Genomic DNA, 23,946 nt, shown 5'->3' with positions numbered 1-23,946 from the left:
ACTCCCTTGTGGGTGAACGGGTCTGTCGGCCCCGATACCGCCGATTGACCGGTCCAGTGTGGGCGGTTTGGCGGGGGATCGACAAAGGTAATCGGAATAGTTCGTCAGATGTCGGTCGCGGCCACCGGCCGTACGGAATCGGTGGCGTTCTCGGCCGTGAGGCTGCCGACGGCGGCCTCGAGGTCGAACACCTCCCGATGTGTGGGCGGGTAGCCGATCAGCTCCGCGGCCCGCATGGGCAGCGGCTGCTGCAGGTCGCCGTCGGACTGCCAGACCTGCACGGCGCCCCACCTGTTGCGTCGCCGGTCCGCGACCCACAGCTTCAGCCGCAGCCCGGTCAGCCCCGACCAGGCGTCGACCGCCTCGTCGCGCAGGAAGGACCGCAGCGACTCGATGGTCTGCGTCGAGGCGTCGAGGTCCCACCAGGCCACCACGACCTTCATCGGGTGCTCGCCACCGGCGCGTCGAGCAGTTCGCTGATCAGCTCACCGACCAGGCGGACGCCGCCCTGGGTCAGCACCGACTCGGCATGGAACTGCAGCGAGCAGAAGTGCGGACCCCGCAGGGCATGCACCTCACCCGACAGCGGATCGCGGCTCACCTGGACCGTGCCGACGCCGGGCAGCTCCAGCTCGGACGCGGTGGAATGCGCCGCGAAGGTGTTGTAGAACCCGACGCGTTCCCGGCGGCCGAAGAGGTCGATCTCCCGCTGTTCGCCCTGACTGGGCACCTCGCGCCGGACCAGCGGGAAGCCGAGCAGGTCGCTGAGCACCTGGTGACTCAGGCACACGGCCAGGAAGGGCCGGCGTTGGGCCAGCAGGGTACTGATCGTCTGCCGCAGGTGAGCGATCTTGTGATGCGTGATGTCGCGCGGGTCACCGGGGCCTGGGCCCATCACCACCAGGTCGTACCCCTCGAGGGAGTACGGCTCGTCGAACCGGACGACGGAGACCGACAGGTCCAGCGAGCGCAACTGGTGATCGATCATGGAGGTGAACGTGTCCTCGGCGTCGACCACGAGCACCCGACGGCCGGTCAAGGCCGCCCGGACCTGCTCCCGCTCGTCCTGCCCGGCCGCGTCATCGGCCAGCCAGAACCGCGCGATGGTGGCGTTGCGCTGCTGCAACGCGGCCCGGACCTGCGGATGCGCATGGAAGTTCGTGGGACCGTCCGCCTCCAGCGCCGCGATCAGGCCGGCCACCTTGGCGCGCGTCTCGGCGACCTCCGAGTACGGATCGGAGTGCCGCACCAGGGTGGCGCCGACGCCGATGCCGACGCGTCCGTCCCGGTCGATGTCGGCGGTGCGAATCAGGATCGAGGAGTCCAGCGTGCGGCCACCCTGCTCGTCCCGGCCGATCAGGGCGAGGACCCCGCTGTAGTAGCCGCGTCCCTGGGGTTCGTAGCGGGCGATGACACGTGCCGCGCTCTCCAGCGGGCTGCCGGTGACCGTCGGCGCGAACATGGTCTCGCGGAGGATCTGCCGCGGGTCCTCCTCGCACCGCCCCTTGATGATGTATTCGGTATGGGCCAGCCTCGCCATCTCCTTGAGGTAGGGCCCGTACACCCGGCCGCCGTCCCGGCAGATCCGGGCCATCATCTTCAGTTCCTCGTCCACGACCATGTAGAGCTCATCGGTCTCCTTGCCGTCGGCGAGGAAGTCCATCACCCCGTCCAGGGTCGGCCCCGACTCCGGGTAGCGATACGTCCCGCTGATCGGGTTCATCACCGCCACCCCGTCGTGCAGACTGATGTGCCGCTCCGGGGTCGCGCCGACCAGGGTGCGCTCGCCGGTGTGGACGATGAAGGTCCAGTACGCGCCGGACTCGCGTTCCAACAGCCGGCGGAACAGCGTGAGCGCGCTGCCCACGGTGTAGTCGGTGATGTCGACCACGAACGAGCGCCGGACCACGAAGTTGGCGCCCTCGCCCTGACCGATCTCGTTGCGCACGATCTGCCGCACGGTCTCGGCGTACTCGTCGTCCAGGACGTCGAAGTGGCCGTCGACCAGGTGAATCGGTGTGTCCGGCAAGCCTGCGCGCAGCTCGGCAACCGGCACCGAGCCCTGCTCGACGACGGACAGCGCGAGCAGCGGCGTGTCGTCGTCGGGGCTGTCGAAGCCACGCTCGGCGATCTGCCGGTACGGCACCAGCGCCAGGAGTTCGTGCCCGGGCGCCGGGTCGTCGGCCAGTGGCAGGTCGGCCAGCCGGTCCACGGCCGACGTTTCGCCGATGAGCACGTCCACCACGTCCCGGCCGCCGAACTCCGGCCGGTGCAGCAACGCGAACGGCGGCGGATCCGGCTGCAGGACGGTACGCAGCAGGTCGTGGGTCATGATGCGAGAACCTCCTTGGCAGTCAGGACCACCGCGCAGCGGTCAGCCGCGTACTCCAACGTCCGGCGGTGGTGTGTTTCTGAGAAGTCGGCGACGGCGTCACCGACCAGGAACGTCTCGATGTCGTGCGAGAACGCGTCGATGGCGGTCATCTGCACGCCGACGTGGGCGTACACGCCGCAGATGATGAGCTGGTCGCGGCGATGCCGGCGCATCCGCTCGAGGAGGTCCGAGCGATGGAACGCGCTGTAGCGCCACTTCGTCAACAGCCAGTCGTCCGGAGCGGGACCGATCGGGTCGACAATCTCACGGTCGGCCGGGTCCACCTTCATCCCCGGTCCCCAGAAGTCCCGCAACAGTCCGCGTTCCTCCTCGGTCATGCCGCCGGGCTGGGCGGTGTAGGCCACGGGAATGCCGGCGGCCACGCACCACTGGCGCACCGCGGCGATGTTGTGCACCAGCTCATCCCGGGGGCCCTGAGCCGGAATGGGTTCCACGAAGTACCGCTGCATGTCGTGGATGAGCAGCACTGCTCGATCCGGATCGATGCTCCAGGTCGCGGTGTTGGCGGGTAGGTCGCCCGCGGTGGGCATGGAATACGGTGTGATGGGGGGTATGCCTGCCATGACCTTCCTCTGCTTGCTGGGACCAACCGGTGCGGCCATCTCCCCGCCCGCGTCGGGGCGGGGACAGGGCGTCACGCACCCAGGGACGCGCCGCCGTCGACGGTGAGGCTGTGCAGGGTGATGTGTGCGGCGCGGTCGGAGAGCAGAAAGGTGACCGCCTCGGCCACATCGGACGGCGTGGCGATCTTCCCGAGCGGGATGCCCACCCGGAACGCCTCGGGACGGCCCTCGAGAGTGCCCCGTGGGCCGCTGTCGTCGTGCCACATCGAGGTGAGCATCGGCGTGGCGGTCGATCCGGGTGCCACGACGTTGCAGCGGATCCCGTACCGGGCGACCTCCAGGCCGAGGCTCTGCGTGAAGTGCGTCGCGGCCGCCTTGGACGCGGCGTACGCCGCCATCTCGGCACGGGGCACGCTGGCCGCGTTGGACGCCACGGTGACCACAGCCCCGCGGTTGCGCGGCACCATGCGGTTGACGACCGCCCGGGACACGTGGAAGACACCGTGCACGTTGACCGCGAAGGTCTCCTGCCAGTCGGTGTCGGTCAGGTCGCGTACCGCGCCCAGGCGCAGCACACCGGCCGCGTTGACCAGGTAGTCCACCGGGCCGAGGCGCTCCTCCACGGCGGCCACCATGGCGTCGACGGCCACACTGTCGGAGACGTCGACGGCGAAGGTCTCCACTCGTACGCCGTCGGCGATCCACTTCGCGCCGGCCTCAGCCAGCTGGCCGGCGTCCCGGTCCACCGCGGCCACCACGACATCGTGGTGACCCAGCGCCCGTACCACGGCATCGCCGATGCCGCCGGCCGCTCCCGTGACGATGGCGATCTTGTTTTCCAACTTCGGCAGCCTTTCCGCTTCTGATCGGGGGACTGTCTTCAGCGCGCTGGTGGCGCGCTCACCGCTGCCAGGCGGAGGCGACCGCGAGGGCCTGTTCGGGATTGAGCCGCGGATCGCACAGGGTCGTGTACCGGTCACCGACCAGTCCGATGGCGCTCTCGTCCGCGACGCATTCGAGAACGTCGTCCGGCGTGGTCTCCAGGTGCAGGCCGCCGGCCACGCCGCCCGAGGACCGGACGGCCACCTGGAACTCCCGCACCTCCCGGATCACCGATTGCAGGTAGCGGGTCTTGTGACCACCCGACGCCGACACCGTGTTGCCGTGCATGGGGTCGGACAGCCAGATGACCGGGTGCCCGGCCGCGCGCACCGCCCGCACCAGCGGAGGCAGGTGCGTACCGACGCGGTCGACGCCCATGCGTGCGATCAGCGTGAGACGTCCCGGTTCCCGCCACGGGTCGAGCCGGTCGCAGAGCGCGACGAGCTCGTCCGCGGTCATGCTGGGGCCGACCTTGCATGCGACCGGGTTCATGACCTCAGCCATCATCGCAACGTGCGCGCCGTCGACCTGGCGGGTCCGGTCGCCGATCCACGGCCAGTGCGTCGAACCGAGGAACGAGCGGCCGTCCTCATCGCGCCGCAACATCGGCACCTCGTAGTCGAGCAGCAGAGCTTCGTGGCTCGTCCAGACCTGCGGGCAGATGTCGGACCGGCGGACCGGGTTGAGCCAGCCCAGGTGGGTCATCGCCTCGCTGGCGGCCGCGTAGCCGGTCAACAGGTGCCGGGGATCGGGCCGGCGGCTGTCCGGGTCCGGCTCGGGCCGGTTGACCATGTGCCCGCGGTAGACCGGGAGTTCCCTGCCGTGCACCATCTCGGTGGGCCGCGAGCGCGGCTTGGCGAACTGGCCGGCCATCCGGCCGACCCGCAGCACCGGCGCCTGCGTGATGATCTTCAAAGCGCCGGCCAGCAGATCCAGCAGGCCGGCCTTGCGCAGTACGTGATCGGGCGTGCACTCGGCCGGGTTCTCCGCGCAGTCGCCGGCCTGCACCACCTGGATCTCCCCCGTGCTCGCCTGGGCGAGAAGGGAGCGCAGGCGGCGCACGTCGGCGGCGGCGACGAGCGCCGGTCGCAGGGCCAGGTCTTCTTTGACCCGCCTCAGGTGTGGTGAGTCTTTCCAGTCAGGTTGCTGCGGGGAGGGTGCTGTTTGGACGTCCAGCAGAGTGTTCAACATGTCTCCCGTGGCGATACCGCCGCTGGTGGGCGCGTGTAGCGCTGGCGTGCGAGTCGGTCGATGGTGGGTGCCGTTGCGGCCGTCGGTGGTAGGACAGCCGAGTCAGGACAGGGAACCGCGGTACGTGCGGTGACGGGCTGGTTGCCTCGACGAGTACCGACAGCGTGAGGGTGCGCGCGCACCGGGTTGCTCTCACAGCGTGTGGAATGCGCAGCACGATGCCAACGATTCGCCGCGCAGTACGTCAAGTGCCCGGTAGCTCATCTGGTTATCGACGCGGCCGTAATAGGACATTCTCACGGCAACCATTGACGTAGGGTGATACGTTGGTTGCTTTATGTCCCGTTCCAGCACATGACGAAGTCTTGCCAATCTGACGGAGTTTGGCCGATCTGACGGATTGTCGGCGACGCCGTTGTCATTCTTGACCGGCCGCCGGAAAATGAGGCCACAACAGGCTGGCACACATTATGCCGATCTCACATAACCAATGTTGGTACGTAGGTCGCCTCGACAGCGTGGCAACATGCCGCCGGCGGCCATGCTGGCTCGGACCGGGCGATGTCATTCGCCTGAGCGTGCACTCCACCGCCACCGTGGCGGGTGACGCACGCGGCGGGACCGCCCTGCGCTCCCCGACATCCGCCCGGGTCCGACCGACCACGGCCGCCAGCTCATCCCCAGGTCAACACAGTAATTCCGGCATGCCGGTGGACATAGTCAGGTCTGCGTAAGCCGTCCGGGCGGCGTGCGGCGACCACCCAGCGCCGAACCAATTCCCCGCCGCCGTAGACCCCCATCTCGCGGCATTCCGACAAACGCATCATAAGTAATGGGGGACAAGCATGAAATTGGAGAGAAGACATCTTTTGGCGCTTGGCACTCTTGCCGGCGCGGGGGTAGTGCTACCCAATGCTCTGCAGGAATCGGCGGAGGCGGCGACCGGGACCGGCCCGGCATCGCGCGCAGCTCACGACCACCGCGCGGCGAGCTCGATTACGGCCGCGGCCCCGGACAGCCCCTTCACGGTGCCGATGCCTATTCCGCCGGTGCTGAACCCGGTCTCGTCCAAGGGCGGAACCGACTATTACGAGCTTCCGATCCGCACCGTCGCCGTGGGGGTACTTCCCGGACGGAAAACGTCAGTGCTGAGCTACGGAAACGACTTCTTCGGTCCCACGATCCGCGCCCGGTCGGGACGGCCCGCAGTGGTGACCTTCCGCAACGGCTTGACCGAGCACGCCAACGTCCATCTGCACGGCGCGCACGTCGAGGCGGCCGACGACGGGCACCCGATGGACGTCATCGAGCCCGGCGCCGCGCGGTCGTACCGGTACCCGAACCAGCAGCGGGGGGCGACGCTCTGGTACCACGACCACGTCCACCATCTCGAGGCGGAGCACGTCTACCGCGGCCTTCGTGGGTTCTACCTCATCGACGACCCGGCCGAGCGGCAGCTGAACCTGCCGCATGGGCAGTACGACGTGCCGATCATGCTCACCGAGGCCAAGTTCGCCGAGGACGGCACGCTCGTGTTCGATCCGGCGAACCCGTTCGACCGGCCGACCCTGCTGGCCAACGGACGGCCGCAGCCGTACCTGCGGGTGCGGGCCGGCAAGTACCGGTTCCGCATCCTCAACGGCTCAACGCACCGCGTCTTCACGTTGAGTCTGGACGGGGCTCAGATGCAGCAGATCGCCAGCGACGGGGGACTGCTGCCGGCACCCGTGCCGGTCACCACGCTGAAGGTCTCGCCCGCCGAGCGGGCGGAGGTGGTGGTCGACTTCTCGGCGCACCCGGTGGGCACCCAGCTGGTGCTCTCCGACACCACCGGTCCGGTGCTGCGATTCGACGTCGTGCGCACCGGCACCGACAAGAGTTTCCTTCCCCCACAGCTGCGCCCCCTGCCGCCGGTGGGCGACGCCACCGTGGAGCGTGACTTCGAGCTGGGCATCACGCCGCCGGGGGAACCGGTGGCCTTCCGGATCAACGGCAGGACATTCGACCACGACCGGGTGGACATCCAGATCAAACGGGGCACCACGGAGATCTGGCGAATCACCAATCTGGACACCGCGCTCGGGATTCCGCACAACTTCCACCTGCATCTGGCGCAGTTCCGCGTGCTCGACCGGGACGGCAGACCGCCGGCGGCCGGGGAGGCGGGTGTCAAGGACACCGTGCTGATCGAGCCGGGCAGCACCGTACGGATCCAGGCCACCTTCCGCGACTATGTCGGCCGCTATCTCTTCCACTGCCACTTCCTGGAGCACTCCGGGCTCGGCATGATGGCTCAGATGGAGATCGTCCCGTAGCGCCCGCACCCGACCGGCATGGTCGGGCCGAGCCGGTTGTCGGAGCCGCAGAGCTCCGGCTCCGACAACCGGCCTTCGGGTACGCCTCCCGGCGCCGGGCGACTGCTAGACCGGGGCCAGCGCGTCCGGGAAACGCGCGTCGTCGAGAGTCCGGTTCGCGGCCATGGTGAGGGCCATGACGGCATGTGCCGCCGAGGCCAGCGTGGTGTGCCGATGCCATCCGTGGTACGAGCGCCCGGCGAAGTCGCGAATGCCCACCCGGTCGGCGATGTCCGCGAAGTCACGGTCCACGCGATCCACCAGTCGCGTCAGCCGGAAAAGGTCCCCCGGGGGTGTGTTCACCAGGTCGGTGAGCCACAGGGTGCCGGGCCAGTCCGATGCCTGCTCGGCGATGGCCACCAGGGCCATTTCACCACCGCCGGCAACGGGACCGGAGCCGGTGTTCCGCGTCGCGGTCACCGGGCGCACTCGGGCGGTTGCCACCAGGCTCAGCACCTGGCGGCGGCTTTCGCGATCCGCCCACATCACGGGACGTCGCAGATCGGTCAGGGCGCTCATGATGTGCCCGGCGCGCAGCGCGCCTCCGCGGTGTCCGGCCAACGCGGTGTCGACCAGATGCAACGGCATGTCATCGTTGATCCTGACCAGGAACGGGTGGCCGGTCGCCCGGATCTCGGGCAGCAGGTTCACCAGGTTCCGTTCCCGCCCGTCGAACACCACCGGGAGCTTCGAGAACCCGGACTCCGCCGACACGTCCAGCAGCGTGCCGACGGTGCAGTCCCCCATCGGCTCGTCGGGGTCCGGCCCGACGTCGACGGCGTCATCGACCTCGCGTACCCGGTCCTGCCAGGCTGGTGACAGATGCAGCGCCCAGTTGACGGGACAGGTCATCTCCTCCCCGACCGTCCAGACGCCCACCGCGTGCTGCGCGTTGAGCAGCTGCCCGAGCGCCGGGATGAACCGGCGGGCGACTCCGACCGAGTGTTCACCCACCTTGGGAATGACCATCGGCCGCAGTACCCACGCCAGCGGTTCGGACGCCCGGTGCACGTACCGGGTCAGGGCCTGACGCACGGGCAGCCAGTCCCACGTTGAGCTGGCGATGAAGTGGTGCAGACTCTGTTCGGAGGCGTGCCCGCCGATCGCGGTGGCGATGTTGCGGATGGACTTGCGGCCCTCCACGTCCAGCAGGCCCTTCAGGTACTGCCTGCCTTTGCGGCGCTGGTCGCTGCGCCGCAGCGAGGCGAACAGCGTCGAGCAGAGATCGTCGAGCAGCACGTCGCGTCCGGCACCATGGGACAGGGAACGGACCGGTGACGCGTAGGGCCTGCGCCATTCGGCGGTGCGCCAGGTGTCTTCCACCCGGGGCTGGGCGAGTGGCGTCGCGACCGGCCCGCCGCGCGGTGCGCGGTCCGCCGCACCCGTCCGCGCACCGGGGTCGCGGTCCGGGAACTGCTGAGGCCTGCGAGGGATCGGGTGCCGAGTGGCGGCCTGAGCCGAAGCGCTGGTCAGGCGATGGCTGCGTGGGGGGCGGGACGAAGCGGATTGACCGATGTCGACCATGCCCTGCACTGTTTCGTGGCGACCGTCCATATTAGCGTGCCAACCGTGGGAACCGGCCAGTGCTTCCACACCTAATGGATTTTGTGTCCCAGCCCACATCTCGCCGGGCCAGTGCGGTCGTTGATTGAACCGTTAAATTCTTAACAGTACACACGGAACGTTCCATCAGCTCAGTACTCCCCGTTTCGAATCGACCGGCGTCCACCAGGATGGACTCCTCGAAGATCGTTCGTTTGATACGATGATCGAATATCGACGGCTTTGCAACGCCAATGGCGCGAGGCTGGGGAGATTGCGAAAATGCGAGTGATCCAAAACCGGACATACGGGGACGATCATGAAGGTCGGTGGTTCGTGAGGATCCGGGGGGTCCGCAGTCTGTTCGAGGTCCGCGCATGACCGAGACTCCCCACCCGCCGCCCGCGCCCACCGGAGTGGTACGCGTTGCCAGCGGCGCCGAGCGCGACTCGCCCCCACGACCCCGGGAATCCGATCTGGTCGTTCAGCCGCTGACGTTCCTCCACGGTCCTGAGGAGATCACCAAGGCGGTACGGCAGGCGGTTTGCCAGGCGCGCATCGAGATCCTCAGTGCGCAGCCGGACGGCTTCCGGCCGCCGCACGTTCTCAAGGAGGCCTTTCGGACAGTTGAGGACAGACTCCGTGCCGGCGTGGCCATGCGGACCCTTTATCAGCACTCCGCGCGCTTCGACGAGCCCACCAAGGAATACGTACGCGCGGTGTCCTGCTACAACGCCGAGGTTCGGACGCTCGACGAGTTCTTCGACCGGATGATCCTGGTTGACCGGCAGGTGGCTCTGGTGCCGGCCAATCCGGACCGTTCCGCGGCGCTGCGGGTCACCGAGCCGGCCCTGGTCGCCTTCCTGGCCGACGTCTTCGAGCGGTCGTGGAGCCGCGCCGAAGCGCATCCATTCGTGCCGGCGTCGGCTGCGCACAGTGCCCCGGACGTCATTCCGGAGCTACGTGCGGCCATCAAGCGTCTTCTTGTCCAAGGCTATCCAGACACCGTCGTGGCCCGTCGACTCGGCCTGAGTCAGCGGACCGTTCAGGCGCACATTGCTCGAATGAAAGACGAATTCGGCGCCGTGAGCAGACTTCAACTCGGCTATTTCATCGCCCGGTCGGAGAAAATTGAAATGGAACAGGGTCTCATGACCTCCGGGCCGCCAGCCTGAATATTCTGGAAATGTTTGCCGGTCATCGGGCGAGCCGGTTCCTCGACCGAACTTCGGCAATTGACGCCGCACCAACGGAGTCAGCAGTTCGGCACTGCCGGATTCATTCTGCGGTTGAGCACTGATCGAAGTCGCGTCACGTACACCGGCGGCGCGCGAGGCACCGGTCCCGGCCCGCCGACCGGGCGATGACCGCCCCGGTCGGCGGCCGCCCGGTCGGGCGTCGTCCGGCGCAGGCAGGTGGTGCCCCGGCCGCTGCCCGTGCTGGCCCGGTGACCGGCTCGGATCTGCGCCGCCCCCCGCTGGACGCGTCACCGACTCGGAAGGGAGGTGACGCCGACCCGACGGACGGACAGTTGGGCACCCTGTCCCCACAGCCGGTTGCCGGGCCGGCTCGCGTCGTCGACGAAGTGCTGCGGCGACGGGAAACCGACGCTCGGATCGAAGTAGTGGTCCGGCTTGCTGGACAGGCGCACCAGGCCGCCACCGGTGCCTTCGGCCTCGCCGTCGAGCAGAGTGAACGTCGCCAGGCCGCAGGACAACTGGCGGGGAGTGACGAGCTCGTCCGCGCCGCCGGTGTCGATGAGCAGGTGACGACGGTCGACCGGCCGATGACCGACCTGGTTCACCCGCAACACCTCCCGACCATTGACCTGCCACGCCGCAACGCCCGCCGAGCGGTCGTACGAGATCGCCAGGTGATGCCACTGGTCCGGGGTCCGCGTGGCCACCGGCACCGCGTAGGAGAAGGCGGCCTTCCCCGCGCCGGCCTGGGGCAGCCGCTCGTAGTACGCGTACACCTGGTGGTTGGTGATGAAGAAGTCGAAGACGACCCACGACTCCATGTCCACAACCGACAGCGCGCCGGCGGCCAGGCGGGGGTCGGACTGCGGGTCACGTACCGCCCCGCCGAACGGGTGTCCGGCGGTGCCGAAGGTCCGGGCGGAGATGGTGGCATCGCAGCCGAAGACCTGCCCGGGTACGGTGTCGAACCCGGTGTACCCGGCGCTGGAGGTGTGGTTCGCGGCCGCGTACCACTTCACGTGGTCGGCCTCGCCGCCGCCGTTGTCCGCCTCCTGGCCGGTGCTGAACGCGAACGCCGGGCGGCCGGTCACCGGGTGGCGGCCCGTCGGTACCACGGTGAGGCCCGCGGCCGACGTGGTGGGCACACCGTCGCCCTCCGGCAGCGGACCGGCCGGGAACAGCGTCCACCGGGCGTCGTCGCCGGTGTGGCTGAACCCGGACCGGAAGTCGTCCCAGGTGACCTGGTACGGCGCCGGCGTGCTCCCGGCAGCGGCCGGCGCGGGAACGCCGAGTGTGGCGAGCACAAGTGCAGCGGAGGCGGTCGCGCCTGCGGCCATCCTCCGGGAGATTCCCCCGAACATCTGATTCCTCTGTGCCAGTAGTGGGTCGAGCCCGTGGACCGACGGGCACTGGACATGCTGCGGCCTTCCGGGGAAGGGTGTCGATCACTTGCGTCGGTGTTCGTCACCTTCGGCGAGAGAGTGAACGCGTACCGGACCGGGCCGTACAGGCATGCCTGCAGATATGCGACCAGACGCAGGTCTACCGCGGAAAGCCTGGATTGGAGCGCCGCGCTCTCGCGAAGCATCGAGTTGGTCGAGCCGCAGCCCCCAGTGCAGCAGCGTTTCGGCGTACCTGAGGTCATGGCTGGCCGTCGCCGTGGCCGGGCATTCCGGGGCCCACCATCGCGACAGTTGCCGGTAGGTGGCGTGCGCCGTCTCGTACCGCTCCATGCTGGTGGCGGTGCTGACCACCGAGATTCCGCGGGCGGTCGTTGGCGATTACCCGGCTTGGTCACGACCGCTAGCGTCGAGCCCATGATCGTATGGATCAACGGCACTCACGGCGCGGGCAAGACGACGACCAGTCCACTCGTGCAACAGCTGATCCCGGACTCCCGGGTGTTCGACGCCGAGAAGGTCGGCGAGACACTCATGGACATCACACCCGGGCTGCCCGATACGGACAACTTCCAGCATTGGCCGCCGTGGCGGCATCTCGTCGTCGAGACCGCCCGCAGCGTCTTGAACTACACCGGCGGCACTCTCGTGATGCCCATGACCGTCCTGGTCGAGCAGTACTGGCGCGAGATCAGGGCGGGCCTCGACCACCATGCCATCCCGGTAAGGCACTTCGTCCTCCACGCTGACCAGGACACCCTCCGCGGGCGCATCGAGGCGGAACACACCGTCCCCTCCCCGTTCCGCCTCAGATACCTCGAGCCCTACGCCGAGGCGGCCCGCACGTGGCTACACAGCGAGGCCGAGATCGTCGATACCACGCACCTCACGCCCGCCCAAGCCGCTTTGCAGATCGCAGAAGCCCTCAAGAGGCCGTGGAAGCCCTCGAACCCGGCGGCCGGAGCGTTTGTGACTGCAACGGTCAGTTGGCCACGCACCGGCCGCGACGTCTGCGGAGGTGTCTAGCGTTTCATGACGCGCCTTCGGCTACGGTGATCGGGTGCGGCGTGCTCCGACGAGAACCTTTCCCGAGCTGGCCACCGCACCACTGACGTATCCGGAAGTCGGCGCCACCCGCACCGAGTCGATGCCCAGCCGCTACGGCCACGTGTTCCGAGATGTCAGCTTGGGAAGCGGATCCGAGGTGTTCGAGCGGGCGGTTGCCGCACTGTTCGGCTGGCGCATGCATCAAGAGGCTGGGCTCGCTGTCGTCTACTGCGGCGGAAAGCCCGCGCCGGGGATCGTGGTTGTGCTGCAGGCCGGTTGGGGTCCGCTGCATCTGAGGATTCCGTGCCGGGTCGTGTACACCGTCGATGAGGCCGATCGTCGCGGATTCGCCTATGGGACCCTGCCCGGTCATCCGGAGAGCGGCGAGGAAGCCTTCACCGTCGTCTTGACCGGAACAGGTGACGTGCGCATCCGCATCCGAGCGTTCAGCCGACCGGCATCGCTGGTCGCGCGAGTCGGCGGGCCCTTCACGCGCTTGATCCAGCAGTACGCGACGGACCGCTACGTCACCGCGATACGGCGCCTGGCCCACGGGTGAGACGGCTGTTGCGGATCTGACCCGACTCACGTTCTCGACAGCCGGGGGCGTCGGGCAGGCACCGGGGACACAGCGTGACGATCCACCCCGGCCCAGGTGCGCAATTTGTGGCAGAAGAAGATGTTTCGCATCGCAGTCGAGTGTGCCGTGCGTAGCGGAAGCCGGACCGCCGGGTCACTGTGCTGGTTCGGGATGCGGTGCTCCGGCACGCGTGGAGTGCTTCCACGGCCGGCGGTGATGGCGATCTTTCGGTATACCTTCGCAGCCGTTATATTGTCGTGTGTGGAGACTCCGTTGCGCGAACCCACGTTCCTGATTCTCACCGCCCTGGCCGGTGAGCCGATGCATGGGTATGGCTTGATCGCTGAGGTGGCCCGGCTTTCCGACGGCCGTATCTCGCTGCGACCCGGCACGCTGTACGGCGCACTCGACCGGCTTGTCGACGCCGGACTCGTGGCCGTCGAACGAGAGGAGATCGTCGACGGCCGGTTGCGCCGCTACTACCGACTCACCGAGCCGGGTGGTGAGGTGTTGGCCGTCGAGACCGAACGCATGCGCCGCAACGTCGAGGCGGCGACCGCCCGGCTGCGCGCCACCAAGCCGTCGCCTCGCCTCAGTGGTGGACTCGCATGATCCCGGTGGAGAGCGGGCATGACCGCACTGGAGAACAGAATGCAGGCAGCTCTGCCGTTAGCCGGCTGGAACGCCGCTATGCGCGGTGGACGGTGCTGTTCTATCCGGTCGACTATCGGCGGGAGCGCGGTTCGGAACTGGTGGACACTTACCTGTCCCTGGCAGCGCCCGGACGCAGGAGACCCTCAGCCAGCGACGTCGCGGACCTTGCGGTCGGTGGACTGCGGCAGCATCTGAGGATCGCGCAGGGACTCGGTCCCGGTTTCCGCCTCGCTGGCTTGCTCGCGTTGATGACGGCGACCGCGTTCGCGACCTGGTGGGCCGGGCTTGAGGTGCTTGCCCCCATACCACCCTGGTCTTCGCGGGTCGGGCCGTTTCTCTCGCTCGCTGTTGCAGCGTGGGCGGCCTGGTTGCTCGCCGCCGTGGTACACGTCGCAGCGAGCAGCCGATGGTTGCGCTGGGCGGTTGGCCTGGCCGTACTGGTGACTGTCGGCATCGTGCCGGCCGCGGCGCTGACCGGATCGCCCCGCCCGCCGCTGTCGGTGCTGCTGCCCCAGATCGTGCTCGGTGTCGTCGCGCTGGGTGCGGCGGGCCCGCGCCAATGGTGGGTCCGGCTCATGCCGATCGCCGCTGCCGCGGCGGTCCTCCCGATCACCATCGATACCGCGCCCGGCCTGGACTTCATCACCGGCTACTTCGATTTCCCCGCGACGGCCTCGCCCGCCACTGCAGTCACACTGCTGATCGGCACGCTGCTGATCGCGCTCGGCCTGGCCGCCCGGCGCGACTTTCGCGGTGCGTGGGCGATGCTGATTCTGCTCACGCCGATCGGGATGCTCGCGGTGAACCCGCTTGGCGCGGTGCTCGACTCCGGCCCAGGCCGAGCGGTGATTCCGGAGTGGTCATCCATGGTCGTCGCATCGGTGCTGGCGGTCACGATTGGACCGATGCTGGTGTCGCTCGCCCTTGTGGCACGGGGCCGTTGGTCGCCGGGCCGCCGTTCGCGCGGCACGAGCCTGCGCCAATGCCCTACCTGCGGCGCACCCTCGACACCCGCGTAGTCCACAGCACAACCGAAGCGCAACCGGCAAGCCAGACACCAGCCTTCGCCCCGTAGAAGGTCTGGGCGCACGTGACGGCTCACCCACCCAGGCGCCCTCACTCGTAGACAGTCGCGGGGCGGACCAACTCAGCGAAGAGCTCCCAGGAGGCAGTTTGGATTCCAACCGGGTCCGCTTCGGTTGCTCGACCCGTTTCAAATCTGCCGCCGCCTGCCATGACTGGGATCTTGGCACGTCGCACGTTGCCCTACCCGCTCATCGGCACGTCCCGACGTCCTGGCTTCGGCGCCCCGCAACTCCCGAAACGCTTGGTCGGCGGTCAGATCCGGACGGGTCGAGTGCGGGCCGCGGGTTGGCAGAGCGGCGTTTCCCCCGCCATGGCCGGTACCGTCGTCCTCACCACGGTTCGAGCGCACTCATCTCGGCCAGATCCGGATGCGGTTGCAGCGAAGCCGCTGAGAAGCAAGTTGGTATCAGGACCGCGGCACCTCACCGTAGTTGGCCACGTCCGCCTCGATCCCGGCACGGTTGAAGAACTCCGCAGGGTTGAATCCAGCTGCGCGATGGCCGGCTTCAGCAGCGGCGCGGGCCGCAGGGAGGTCGTCGGCCGACGACCAACGGATGACCGTGACCGCGTTGAAACGACCGGGACCGGAGAGCCGCTCCAGCAAGGTGTCGTCAAGGAAGCCCGTCTGGCCGCGCAGGATCCCGTGCGTGCGATGCACGTGTCGCCAGAATTCTTCCCGAGCCGCTTCCGGAACGACGAACTTGTCGATGCGGTAGACGATGGGCATGGCAAGCCTCCTGGGTTCAGGGTGGAGAGAGCCGAGCATCCAACATCAAGCCCACTTGAGGTCAATGGCTTGATCAGATTCGTTGTCGCGGTCATGCCGGATCGGGCGGAAGTGATCGATGTGTTGGCGGGATTCCGCGAGCAGCTCTACGAATGCTTGAACAAGCGGGCCGACGCCCTATTCGAGCTGGCCGAGGCGCTGTTGTGCACCGACGGGCCAGTCAGGACGCTGGTGGGTTTGTCAGCGATTGACGCTGACTCGCAGGGTGCGGCCGGGCGACTCGTGGCGTGCCGAGGTAGGGATGCTTCTTGCGCTGATCTTGGGCGGGTGCGGTTGACCGCCGCCTGTCGGCGTGACAGCGCGGCCGGAAGCGACACCGCCTGAAGGGCCGGATGTCATGGTTTGCGGTGTCGGCGGCTACGAAGGATCAGCCAGGTGGGCAGGCCCACGATCAAGCCGATCACGATGAGGAGGACGGCAACAACCACGCCGATGGCCGTCCAGTTGACCGTGGCGGCCTTGCGCGTGGAGGGGGCTGCTGCGGTGTCGGCGTTCGTCGTCGGATCCGGCAGCGAGGCCGCTGAACCGCTCGGGGCCGCGGAGGGCTGCCCGGCGCTGGCGGGCACGTCGGCGGTGAGCGCGGCGACGAGGTCGAGCGTGCCGTAGCCGTAGTCGCTGTCTCGGCCGGGGGCGCCCTTGTCGGTGGCGGTGGCGGTGAGCCGGTGCACGACCTCGGCGGCGGACAGGTCCGGGTATTTGGCCCGGATCAGTGCAGCGGCACCGGCGACGATTGCGGTGGCGCCGCTGGTCCCCGTTCCTTCGGTGTATCCGCCCGTGCGTGCGGTGGTGACGGTGTCGACGCCGGGCGCGACCAGGGCCATCTCCGGGCCGGTGGTCGTCACCGGGGCAACCTTGTCGTCACGTCCGGTCGCACCGACCGCGACGACGCCCGGGTATTTCGCCGGGTACTGCAGGAAGACGTCCTCCGGGCGGTTACCGGAGCTGGCGACAATCACGATGTCCGCGTCGATCGCCTGTCGGATGGCGCGCTGCAAGCGGTCGGTGGGGTTCGTCCCGAGCGACATGGAGATGACGTCAGCGTGCTGGCGGATAGCCTCGGCGATCGCGTCGGGCTCCTTGTCCTTGGGCACATCCTGGTCGTTGAGGGCCCGCAGAGGCAGCACCTTGGCCTTCGGCGCGATGCCCAGCACACCGTCGGCACGACCCGCGCCGTGGCCGTGCCCGGCGATGAGCCCGGCCATGGCGGTGCCGTGCCCGCCAGCGTCCACCCACCCTCGGGTCCCCACCCCGCGGAAGTCGGAACCGGGCAGGACGTTGCCGATCAGATCCTGATGATCGGCGCGGACACCGGTGTCGATGAGTGCGACGGTGACACCCTCGCCCTGACTGATCTTGTGGGCTGCGGTGACGTGCAACGCGCCCAGGTACCACTGGCGATCGCGGACCGAGTCCGCGAGCGCCGGGGGCGCACCGACGAGTGCCAGCAGGAGGCCGCCGGCCGCCGCGACGGCAAGGCGGGCGAAGCGGTGGGTCACCGATGCAGTCCGATGATGCCGGGTCCGGGATCGACATGGCCGCTCGCCTGATCGGGCGCGATCACCGCGTCGACACCCTCCGCGGCTGCCCAGGGATTGTCAGGATCCCAGCGCTGGCCCTCATCGGGATCGCCGCTACGACCGCGGCGAGCGCCAGCGGCTCCGGCCATCCCCGCTGGACCGGCGGCGCGGCCTGCGGGCCCAGGTTCGGCCATCCCCGCTCGGCCGGCGGGACGGCCCGCGGCCCCACGGCCGGGGCTCCCGGCCGCTGGCTCGTGCTGTTGGCTGATGACGCCGCCGACCGGATTGATCCTCGGCCGGGCACCGGCTCCGGCCCGCAGGCCGCCCGCGCCAGGGACGCCGCCCGCGCCGGGGGCCCCGCCCACGCCTGGTACGCCGCCGATGACCCCGTTCCGCAGGCCACCGAGTGGACCGCTCTGGCCAGCCACCATTCCGGGCTGTCCGCCGGGGACACCACCGACGATGCGCCCGCCCGGCCCGACCAGCCCGAGACCTGGACCTGCTGGTGGTCCACCGGCGCCGGGCAGCACGCCCGGGAACAGGCCCGGCACCGGAACCCCGGGACCGGTGGGTGGCGCGGGGACGGGTCCGACCCCCGGGGCCGGCACCTGCTGGACCGGCGGGGGCAGCACCGGCGAGGCGATACCACCCGCCAGGCCCGGGCCGCTCCCGGACGGCCCGGGTTGAACTCCGGACGGGAGCGGGTTCGCACCGGCAATCGGCGACGGCACGACCGCACCACCCCCATGCCCGCTGGGCGCAGGGATGTCGCCGGACACGCCACCCTCGGTGGAAGGACGTGTGTGTGCCGGAGGGTCGATGCGCGGCGGCCGGACAGCCCCACCGGATGACCCACCACCGCCGCCACCGTTACCGCCGGGGTCGGGGTAGCCACCCTTGACTCCTCCGTTCACCCTCGGCGGTTCGTACGGTGTCGGCGGCTGGATCCGGGCGGCGCCGTCCTGCGCGGCCCCGGCCAGCGCCGTCATCTCCCGGCGTACCCGCTGGGTCAGCTCGTCCTGGCGGCCGTCGGCGACCGGCGGATCCGAGAAGAGCCGCTTCGCACCCTCGGCGATGCTCTTACCGAAGGGGATGTCCTTGGCGCCGTCACCGAAGTCATGGACTTCCTGCTCGTACTGGGCGAGGGCGCTCTCGTTGGCGACGTACTCGTCGTGCAGCGGCTTCAGCGTCTTGCGGGACTCGACGATCGCGTTGCTGACCAGGTTGATATGCGCCGCGTTCACCGCGCAGTTCAGCGCGGTGTCGTCGACGGCCGCGATCAGGCGGTCAAGTTCGACGAGATACGCGTTCGACGCCGCGTTCGTCTCCGGCGGCCACCGAAGCGCGAGCTGTGCCCGCGCGTTCTTCAAGGCCTGCCCGTGCGCGTTCAGGGTCTGCTGGGCCCGGTTGAGCGCGTCGACCTGAGCGTGACTGGGCGCCAGGTTAGACGCCGCGGCATCGACCATGGTGAACAACTGCTTGACGTCGAACCCGCTGTAATTGGAACCCGCAATGAAGCGTCCCACCTCCGCCATCAGAGGTCTCCCGCCGGGATCGTCGACGACAGCGGTGCCAGGATCTGCGGTGGCGCCACCATGATCTCGTGGACGTCCTCCACCTTGGCCTTCGAGAAGGCATCCGCGTCGCCGTAGTCCTGGGCGATCTGTTCGGCCGCGGTGGTGACGGCCTGCGTGCCCCGATCGAGGTTGAACAGCGCGTCGGTGGTGCCCTGCAGGCTGGCGTGCAGGGAGTCCTGCAGACCGATCCAGGCATCCCCAACGATCGACGCGCCCACGGTCGCCCCGGGCTGCACCGCGTCGTACACCTTCGGCACCTGCACCCGGAAGCTGCCCTCAAGCTCCCCACGCAGACTCGCGGCGACCTGTTTCAGGCCGTCGATCTCCACCGCAATCTGCTGCATCACCGCATCAGCCGGCAACATCGCTAAACCCCTCCCCGCAGGTGTGTCGCGCTATCCAGCAGCGGCCACCCTACAGAACCGGAAACGACAGCCGGGACCCACAAGATCAGAATCCACGCCGCGTGGCGGTCAGGGCACGAAGCGTGTGAGCCTCACAGGGCAGCAACTTGTCCGACGCCGTCAAAGCTCCTCATACAGGCGCCAAATGGAATGTCGACCAGCATCGCGATCAACTGCTCATCCGCGGCATCGGGCAGGAACCGCAGCCTCGCGTGTCCCGTGGGTCGGCAGCCACGAAAACGACCAGCTCATTCCCCCACAGTCGGACTCCGGACATGAGCACTGACTGATTGATCGCGAGTCCGCAGCGTTCAAGGGTCTACGAAGCATCGCAACGCTAATCCGCCACCTCCGTACGCCTCTGGATCGTGAGGCGTGCGGCTCGTCGCGGCCGCCACGTCCGGCCAGTATGGATACGGGCTGTCTGGCGGCCCACTGCGGACCGCCAGACAACGCGACAACCAGCAAACTAGCGGCTCCAGCCCAGCTGGCTCGGCCACCAGGTATTGGGGACATAGTAGTTGTATATCTTGTGCCACCGGTTTCCGTCGGTACCCATCACTGACAACGCAAGGACCAGGCGGCCGCTGGCGGTTTCCTTATACGTGATCGCCGTGATCCCGCTTCGGCCTTTGCCTCCGAGGCTCGTCCAGTGCGGTACATACGGGCCATCGATGGCCGTTTGCCATGTGCTGTAAATCGTGTAGTCAGTGCCGACCACGAAGATGTGCATCCGGCCTTGGTACAACTTGGTGGTATAGCCGTATTCGCAGATGTAGGCACCTTTGGGCAGGTACCAATCCGCAAGGATTGCTGGCGTAGCGCAGTTGCTGGCCTGCGCCGGCGCGGCAATCCCGACCACCGACGCAGTGCCGATAAGAGCCGCCACCAGAGCCTTGGCCACCGTGCTTCTGCCGAATCTGGCCTTGAAACGTGCGATCAAAACTGACCTCCTTGTCAGTGGCGAGATTCGGCCGGACATCATGTCCGCCGCGCAGGAATGCAAATATGCCTCCGACCCGCCCTGGCAGCACCGTAGCGGCAGCACGCAATGGCGGTATTGACCACACGAGTCAAGTCCCGCGACCCAGCGCACCCCGAACCGACTGACATCCCTGATGGGTGTCGAGAAGGCATCCGATGAGCCAGAAGTGGTGATTTCGGCTTCAACACATCTGTTTGGCGGGTGACGACCCGCGAGGCAATTCCGGAACCGCTCCTGAAGTCGGATCAATGCGGACACCAGAAGCCATCAGGTCGTCCGACCATTCCATCGAGCACCATAGCCATTCGATCGACCACTCCCACCCATTCGGACGAGTCCTCATGATCGATTCGCCGTAGTGGTCTGGAGGCTTGGTGGCGTCGAGAACGCCGAGAAAGGAGAATCGATGGCCCGCGGCACGCTGCACTCTCCCCCAAGCCCGACGACCGGCGCGGCCGCAACGCGCCGACAAGCAGCACCAGCACTCCGACCCACCGATGAACGACCTGCTGACTCCGAGCCCACCCCACCGACCCGCACGCTCTCGACCTACAGGAGCCCGCAACGCCGCCAGCCGTTACCACTTAGACCATCGAAGCCGTCCGCGCCCTGGGGCTCACCACTGACATCGAAACCGCTGGCGCCAAGGTCGCAGCGCCGTCAACTGCTGCGCCAGACCGGGCTGCCACCGATCCGGCTGCACGATCTGCGGCACGGAGCCGCGACACTGGCCCACGCGGCAGGCGCTGACCCGAAGACCATTCAGGAAATGCTGGGCCACTCATCGCAGTCATTGACCGCCGACACGTACACCAGCGCCCTGCCGGAGGTTGCTCGCGCGGCGGCCGAAGCGGCGGCCCAGCTCGTACCCCGGCAGATCCCGCGCCGGACGGCCGGGCTCACGTCGGGCTCACAGCGCCCCTTGCGCCTCGCCTCAAACGCAGACCAGGCGCCCGGCTTGAAAGCCGAACGCCTGGTCACAACCACATTCCAGTGGAGCCGCCTGTCGGAATCGAACCGACGACCTACGCATTACGAGTGCGTCGCTCTAGCCGACTGAGCTAAGGCGGCAACGGCCTACCACTCTACGGCATCCATGGTCGGCCCCGCGCGCAGGTGTCCGAGACATGCGAGAAGCGGACAGCCACCGTCATACCCGCCGAGTAGGGTCCGATCCGTGACGGATCATCAGCACGCCACCGCGGCCGAGCCGGTCGTCCCGCGCCGCCCCACCAGCCTGGATCCGCAGCAGCTCGGCTTCAAGCCGCAGCCTCCGGTCGGCTGGCTGGCGCCCCTGTTGCTGCTCAGCACCGGGCTGCGCACCCTGCTGGCCATTCTCTTCGGGGCGTACCTCGACAAGCGCGAGCTGCAGAACGCACTCGACGCGGAGGTCTTCGCCCAGCCGGGCACGGACGGCGAGCTGTGGTTCGACTACGTGGCCGACCTGGGTGACGGATTCCCCGCGACCTACTCGGTGGCGTATCTGCTCGCCCAGCCCACCCTCGAGGTCGAGGGCCGGACCCTCCCGCGCGGGCAGCTCCTGCTCATGGGCGGGGACCAGGTGTATCCGCTGGCCAACGGGGACAGCTACGAGAACCGCACGAAGGGGCCGTACCGGGCGGCGCTGCCGGAGGCGCCGGTCCACGGCCCGCAACCTGCGCTGTTCGCGCTGCCGGGCAACCACGACTGGTACGACGGCCTGACCGCGTTCCTGCGGTTGTTCGCACGCCGCAAGGACGGCCACATCGGCGGCTGGCGCACCCTGCAACGCCGGTCGTACTTCGCGGTCCAGCTGCCCGGCCGGTGGTGGCTGTTCGCCATCGACGAGCAGTTCGGCGCGTACCTCGACGATCCGCAGCTGGTCTACTTCGAGCACGCCGCGGGCAGTGTCCGGCCGGGTGACCACATCATCCTCCTGGCCCCGTCCCCGACCTGGGTGAAGGCGGCCCAGAAGCCGGACGCGTACGACGCGGTGGACTACTTCATCCGCACGATCCTGGCGCCGACCGGGGCGGAGGTCCGGATGCTCGTCTCCGGCGATCTGCACCACTACGCCCGCTACACCGGGGCGGAGCGGGAGATGTTCACCTGCGGCGGCGGTGGGGCGTACCTGCTCGGCACCCGACAACTGCCGGAGCGGCTGACCGTGCCGCCGGAGGAGACCCTGACCCGCAGCGCCAGCCCCAGCCTGGAGTACGACCTGGTCACGCGCTACCCGAGCGTGGCCGAGTCGCGGCGTTTCAGCTGGGGCGTCTTCCACCGGATCCTCCGCCGCAATCCGGGCTTCGCGACGATGCTCGGCATCGTCCACACGCTGACGATGCTGGCGCTGGCGGGGGCGATGAGCCGGGGCGGCGACATCCAGCGCCTGTTCAGCATCCCGCTGGTGTTCATGCTGGTGGTCATCATGCTCGGCGCGGTGCTGTTCGCCCAGCCGCCGGGCGCCAGCGCGGAACGGCGCCCGCGACACTGGATCCTCGGCCTGCTGCACGGCTTCGCGCAGATCGGACTGGTCTGGGCGGGCACCTGGGTGTGGCTGCTGCTGCCGATCCGGGACTGGCCGTGGCCGTGGCCCCTGGTGGGTGCGGCACTCGGCTACGGGCCGATCATCGGGTTGCTGGCGACCCAGCTCGTGGCGGCGTACCTGCTGCTGGCGAGCGCCTTCGACGTGAACGTCAACGAGCTGTTCGCCGGCCAAGCCATCGAGGACGCCAAGTGCTTCCTGCGCCTGCACATCGCCCGCGACGGCACGCTGACGGTGCACCCGATCGGAGTGGACCGGATCAGCCGCGACTGGGTGCCCGATCCCGAAGGCGCACCGGACGCACCCTGGCTCCGGCCACGACAGCCGCTGCGCACCCACTTCATCGAGCCGCCGATCGTCATCGCGGGCCCGGCCGCCGCTCAGCCGTTCCGGCTCGGTGGGGACAGCGGCCCGGCCCCCGCTCAGCCGTAGTGCTGGTCGTGGGCTTGGCGCGGGCCGCAGACGGAGGCCCGGCTGCAGGAGCAGCGGGTGCCGTCGGCGTCGAGCCGCACCACGACCGCGTCCCGGGGCACGCTGTGGCCGACCACCCGGCCGTCTCCCTCAGGGGTGCTGACCCGGGATCCGACGCTCGGCGCCGCCGCCTGGAACTTCTGGTAAAGCGGGTGCTCGTACTTGAGGCAGCACATCAGCCGCCCGCAGGCGCCGGAGATCCGCAGCGGGTTGAGCGGCAGATCCTGGTCCTTGGCCATCCGGATGGTCACCGGCTCGAAGTCGGTGAGGAAGGTGGCACAGCACAGATCCCGGCCGCAGGAGCCGATGCCGCCCTGCACCCGGGCCGAGTCGCGCGCGGAGAGCTGGCGCAGCTCGACCCGGCAGTGCAGCGTGGCGCCAAGGTCGCGGACCAGGGCACGGAAGTCGACGCGGTGCGGCGCGGTGAAATAGATGGTGGTGCGGGAGCCACCGCTCCCGCCCTGGTCCAGGACGTGGTCGACCGCGACGACCTTCATCGGCAGCTCATGCGCCTTGATCAGCTTCTTGGCCGCGACCTTCGCCTCGGCCTTGCGCTGGCGCAGCAGCTCGTCGCGGCGCAGGTCGCGCTCGTCCGCCAGCCCGACGATCCGCGGGAAGCGATCGGTCTCCTCATCTACCCACTGGGCGGCCCAGACGCACTCCGCCACCTCGGGGCCGTCGTCGGTCGGCACCAGCACGCGGTCGCCGACGGCCGGCCGGAACTCACCGGGGTCGAGGTAGTAGAGCCGCCCGTACCGGTTGAAGCTCACCGCGCACAGCATGCCCAT

General features: G+C 68.7%; 20 protein-coding genes, 1 tRNA gene and 1 pseudogene. 8 read left to right on the top strand and 14 right to left on the bottom strand.

Translation table 11 applies throughout. The features are described from left to right. Window positions 1–104 precede the first annotated feature (104 nt). The 5 genes from ACMCNO_RS03895 to ACMCNO_RS03875 all read right to left on the bottom strand — a co-directional run bounded on the left by ACMCNO_RS03895 (window position 105) and on the right by ACMCNO_RS03875 (window position 5,031). Window positions 105–443, bottom strand: a complete 339-nt coding sequence (locus tag ACMCNO_RS03895; RefSeq protein ID WP_412748038.1) for a hypothetical protein — start codon at window positions 441–443, stop codon at window positions 105–107. Further along, entirely contained in the window at window positions 440–2,332 is a 1,893-nt protein-coding gene (locus tag ACMCNO_RS03890) for an anthranilate synthase family protein (RefSeq protein ID WP_412748037.1), read from the bottom strand. The genes ACMCNO_RS03895 and ACMCNO_RS03890 overlap by 4 nt, the downstream gene beginning before the upstream one ends. After that, window positions 2,329–2,925: an isochorismatase family protein gene (locus tag ACMCNO_RS03885; protein ID WP_412748036.1), complete on the bottom strand. Its 597-nt coding sequence runs from the start codon at window positions 2,923–2,925 to the stop codon at window positions 2,329–2,331. The genes ACMCNO_RS03890 and ACMCNO_RS03885 overlap by 4 nt, the downstream gene beginning before the upstream one ends. Window positions 2,926–3,029: 104 nt before the next feature. Further along, a complete protein-coding gene (locus ACMCNO_RS03880; protein ID WP_412748035.1) occupies window positions 3,030–3,800 on the bottom strand; it encodes a 2,3-dihydro-2,3-dihydroxybenzoate dehydrogenase in 771 nt (256 codons plus the stop codon). A 58-nt stretch (window positions 3,801–3,858) separates the two neighbouring features. Beyond that, a complete protein-coding gene (locus ACMCNO_RS03875) occupies window positions 3,859–5,031 on the bottom strand; it encodes a 3-deoxy-7-phosphoheptulonate synthase (protein WP_412748034.1) in 1,173 nt (390 codons plus the stop codon). 845 nt (window positions 5,032–5,876) lie between these two features. On the opposite strand from ACMCNO_RS03875, the gene ACMCNO_RS03870 reads away from it, so the two are divergent. Further along, complete coding sequence (locus tag ACMCNO_RS03870; protein WP_412748033.1) at window positions 5,877–7,346, top strand: multicopper oxidase family protein; 1,470 nt, start codon at window positions 5,877–5,879, stop codon at window positions 7,344–7,346. A 105-nt stretch (window positions 7,347–7,451) separates the two neighbouring features. Here the strand turns inward: ACMCNO_RS03870 and ACMCNO_RS03865 are convergent, their stop codons facing one another. Beyond that, window positions 7,452–8,978 carry an IS701 family transposase gene (locus tag ACMCNO_RS03865; protein WP_412748032.1) on the bottom strand — a complete coding sequence of 509 codons (1,527 nt, stop codon included), beginning with the start codon at window positions 8,976–8,978 and terminating at the stop codon, window positions 7,452–7,454. Between the two features lie 326 nt (window positions 8,979–9,304). Between ACMCNO_RS03865 and ACMCNO_RS03860 the strand changes: the two genes are divergently transcribed. Then, on the top strand, window positions 9,305–10,102 hold the full coding sequence (locus tag ACMCNO_RS03860; protein ID WP_412748031.1) for a LuxR C-terminal-related transcriptional regulator: 798 nt from the start codon (window positions 9,305–9,307) through the stop codon (window positions 10,100–10,102). 311 nt (window positions 10,103–10,413) lie between these two features. Here the strand turns inward: ACMCNO_RS03860 and ACMCNO_RS03855 are convergent, their stop codons facing one another. Then, window positions 10,414–11,430: a DUF6081 family protein gene (locus ACMCNO_RS03855; protein ID WP_412748030.1), complete on the bottom strand. Its 1,017-nt coding sequence runs from the start codon at window positions 11,428–11,430 to the stop codon at window positions 10,414–10,416. Window positions 11,431–11,943: 513 nt separating this feature from the next. On the opposite strand from ACMCNO_RS03855, the gene ACMCNO_RS03850 reads away from it, so the two are divergent. The 4 genes from ACMCNO_RS03850 to ACMCNO_RS03835 all read left to right on the top strand — a co-directional run bounded on the left by ACMCNO_RS03850 (window position 11,944) and on the right by ACMCNO_RS03835 (window position 14,826). Next, window positions 11,944–12,552, top strand: a complete 609-nt coding sequence (locus ACMCNO_RS03850) for an AAA family ATPase (protein ID WP_412748029.1) — start codon at window positions 11,944–11,946, stop codon at window positions 12,550–12,552. Between the two features lie 34 nt (window positions 12,553–12,586). Continuing rightward, entirely contained in the window at window positions 12,587–13,132 is a 546-nt protein-coding gene (locus tag ACMCNO_RS03845; RefSeq protein WP_412748028.1) for a DUF1990 family protein, read from the top strand. A 282-nt stretch (window positions 13,133–13,414) separates the two neighbouring features. After that, window positions 13,415–13,765 (top strand): PadR family transcriptional regulator, encoded by a 351-nt coding sequence (locus ACMCNO_RS03840; RefSeq protein WP_412748027.1) that lies wholly within the window; start codon window positions 13,415–13,417, stop codon window positions 13,763–13,765. Continuing rightward, window positions 13,762–14,826, top strand: coding sequence for a hypothetical protein (locus tag ACMCNO_RS03835; RefSeq protein ID WP_412748026.1), 1,065 nt, complete (start codon window positions 13,762–13,764; stop codon window positions 14,824–14,826). Before ACMCNO_RS03840 ends, ACMCNO_RS03835 begins: the two co-directional genes overlap by 4 nt. Before the next feature lie 473 nt (window positions 14,827–15,299). On the opposite strand, the gene ACMCNO_RS03830 is transcribed toward ACMCNO_RS03835, so the two are convergent. From ACMCNO_RS03830 to ACMCNO_RS03810, 5 genes are all read right to left on the bottom strand, one after another. Then, on the bottom strand, window positions 15,300–15,620 hold the full coding sequence (locus ACMCNO_RS03830; protein ID WP_412748025.1) for an antibiotic biosynthesis monooxygenase family protein: 321 nt from the start codon (window positions 15,618–15,620) through the stop codon (window positions 15,300–15,302). A gap of 395 nt (window positions 15,621–16,015) precedes the next feature. Beyond that, window positions 16,016–17,176, bottom strand: a complete 1,161-nt coding sequence (locus tag ACMCNO_RS03825; protein WP_412748024.1) for a S8 family serine peptidase — start codon at window positions 17,174–17,176, stop codon at window positions 16,016–16,018. Next, window positions 17,173–18,732 (bottom strand): hypothetical protein, encoded by a 1,560-nt coding sequence (locus ACMCNO_RS03820; protein WP_412748023.1) that lies wholly within the window; start codon window positions 18,730–18,732, stop codon window positions 17,173–17,175. Before ACMCNO_RS03820 ends, ACMCNO_RS03825 begins: the two co-directional genes overlap by 4 nt. Next, window positions 18,732–19,139 carry a hypothetical protein gene (locus ACMCNO_RS03815; protein ID WP_412748022.1) on the bottom strand — a complete coding sequence of 136 codons (408 nt, stop codon included), beginning with the start codon at window positions 19,137–19,139 and terminating at the stop codon, window positions 18,732–18,734. Before ACMCNO_RS03815 ends, ACMCNO_RS03820 begins: the two co-directional genes overlap by 1 nt. Window positions 19,140–19,647: 508 nt before the next feature. Next, window positions 19,648–20,121 (bottom strand): hypothetical protein, encoded by a 474-nt coding sequence (locus ACMCNO_RS03810; RefSeq protein ID WP_412748021.1) that lies wholly within the window; start codon window positions 20,119–20,121, stop codon window positions 19,648–19,650. 448 nt (window positions 20,122–20,569) lie between these two features. On the opposite strand from ACMCNO_RS03810, the pseudogene ACMCNO_RS03805 reads away from it, so the two are divergent. Beyond that, window positions 20,570–20,923 (top strand): annotated as a pseudogene (locus tag ACMCNO_RS03805) (hypothetical protein); the annotation flags it as partial. Window positions 20,924–21,157: 234 nt separating this feature from the next. Here ACMCNO_RS03805 and ACMCNO_RS03800 read toward each other — a convergent pair. Then, window positions 21,158–21,234 (bottom strand) — tRNA-Thr (locus ACMCNO_RS03800). A gap of 25 nt (window positions 21,235–21,259) precedes the next feature. On the opposite strand from ACMCNO_RS03800, the gene ACMCNO_RS03795 reads away from it, so the two are divergent. Then, window positions 21,260–23,119 (top strand): metallophosphoesterase, encoded by a 1,860-nt coding sequence (locus tag ACMCNO_RS03795; protein ID WP_412748020.1) that lies wholly within the window; start codon window positions 21,260–21,262, stop codon window positions 23,117–23,119. Here the strand turns inward: ACMCNO_RS03795 and ACMCNO_RS03790 are convergent. Beyond that, a complete protein-coding gene (locus tag ACMCNO_RS03790; RefSeq protein WP_412748019.1) occupies window positions 23,110–23,946 on the bottom strand; it encodes a stage 0 sporulation family protein in 837 nt (278 codons plus the stop codon). The two genes, ACMCNO_RS03795 and ACMCNO_RS03790, sit on opposite strands and share 10 nt — an antisense overlap.

The organism is Krasilnikovia sp. M28-CT-15, assembly GCF_047159595.1.
Lineage (GTDB): Bacteria > Actinomycetota > Actinomycetes > Mycobacteriales > Micromonosporaceae > Actinoplanes.
This window is presented reverse-complemented; position numbering and strand designations above follow the sequence as displayed.

Bases quoted from the DNA above. Each gene is read 5' to 3' on its own strand.
- ACMCNO_RS03895 (WP_412748038.1), bottom strand. From the start codon at position 443: ATGAAGGTCGTGGTGGCCTGGTGGGACCTCGACGCCTCGACGCAGACC.
- ACMCNO_RS03890 (WP_412748037.1), bottom strand. From the start codon at position 2,332: ATGACCCACGACCTGCTGCGTACCGTCCTGCAGCCGGATCCGCCGCCG.
- ACMCNO_RS03885 (WP_412748036.1), bottom strand. From the start codon at position 2,925: ATGCCCACCGCGGGCGACCTACCCGCCAACACCGCGACCTGGAGCATC.
- ACMCNO_RS03875 (WP_412748034.1), bottom strand. From the start codon at position 5,031: ATGTTGAACACTCTGCTGGACGTCCAAACAGCACCCTCCCCGCAGCAA.
- ACMCNO_RS03870 (WP_412748033.1), top strand. From the start codon at position 5,877: ATGAAATTGGAGAGAAGACATCTTTTGGCGCTTGGCACTCTTGCCGGC.
- ACMCNO_RS03860 (WP_412748031.1), top strand. From the start codon at position 9,305: ATGACCGAGACTCCCCACCCGCCGCCCGCGCCCACCGGAGTGGTACGC.
- ACMCNO_RS03850 (WP_412748029.1), top strand. From the start codon at position 11,944: ATGATCGTATGGATCAACGGCACTCACGGCGCGGGCAAGACGACGACC.
- ACMCNO_RS03835 (WP_412748026.1), top strand. From the start codon at position 13,762: ATGATCCCGGTGGAGAGCGGGCATGACCGCACTGGAGAACAGAATGCA.
- ACMCNO_RS03830 (WP_412748025.1), bottom strand. From the start codon at position 15,620: ATGCCCATCGTCTACCGCATCGACAAGTTCGTCGTTCCGGAAGCGGCT.
- ACMCNO_RS03820 (WP_412748023.1), bottom strand. From the start codon at position 18,732: ATGGCGGAGGTGGGACGCTTCATTGCGGGTTCCAATTACAGCGGGTTC.
- ACMCNO_RS03815 (WP_412748022.1), bottom strand. From the start codon at position 19,139: ATGTTGCCGGCTGATGCGGTGATGCAGCAGATTGCGGTGGAGATCGAC.
- ACMCNO_RS03795 (WP_412748020.1), top strand. From the start codon at position 21,260: ATGGTCGGCCCCGCGCGCAGGTGTCCGAGACATGCGAGAAGCGGACAG.
- ACMCNO_RS03790 (WP_412748019.1), bottom strand. From the start codon at position 23,946: ATGGGCATGCTGTGCGCGGTGAGCTTCAACCGGTACGGGCGGCTCTAC.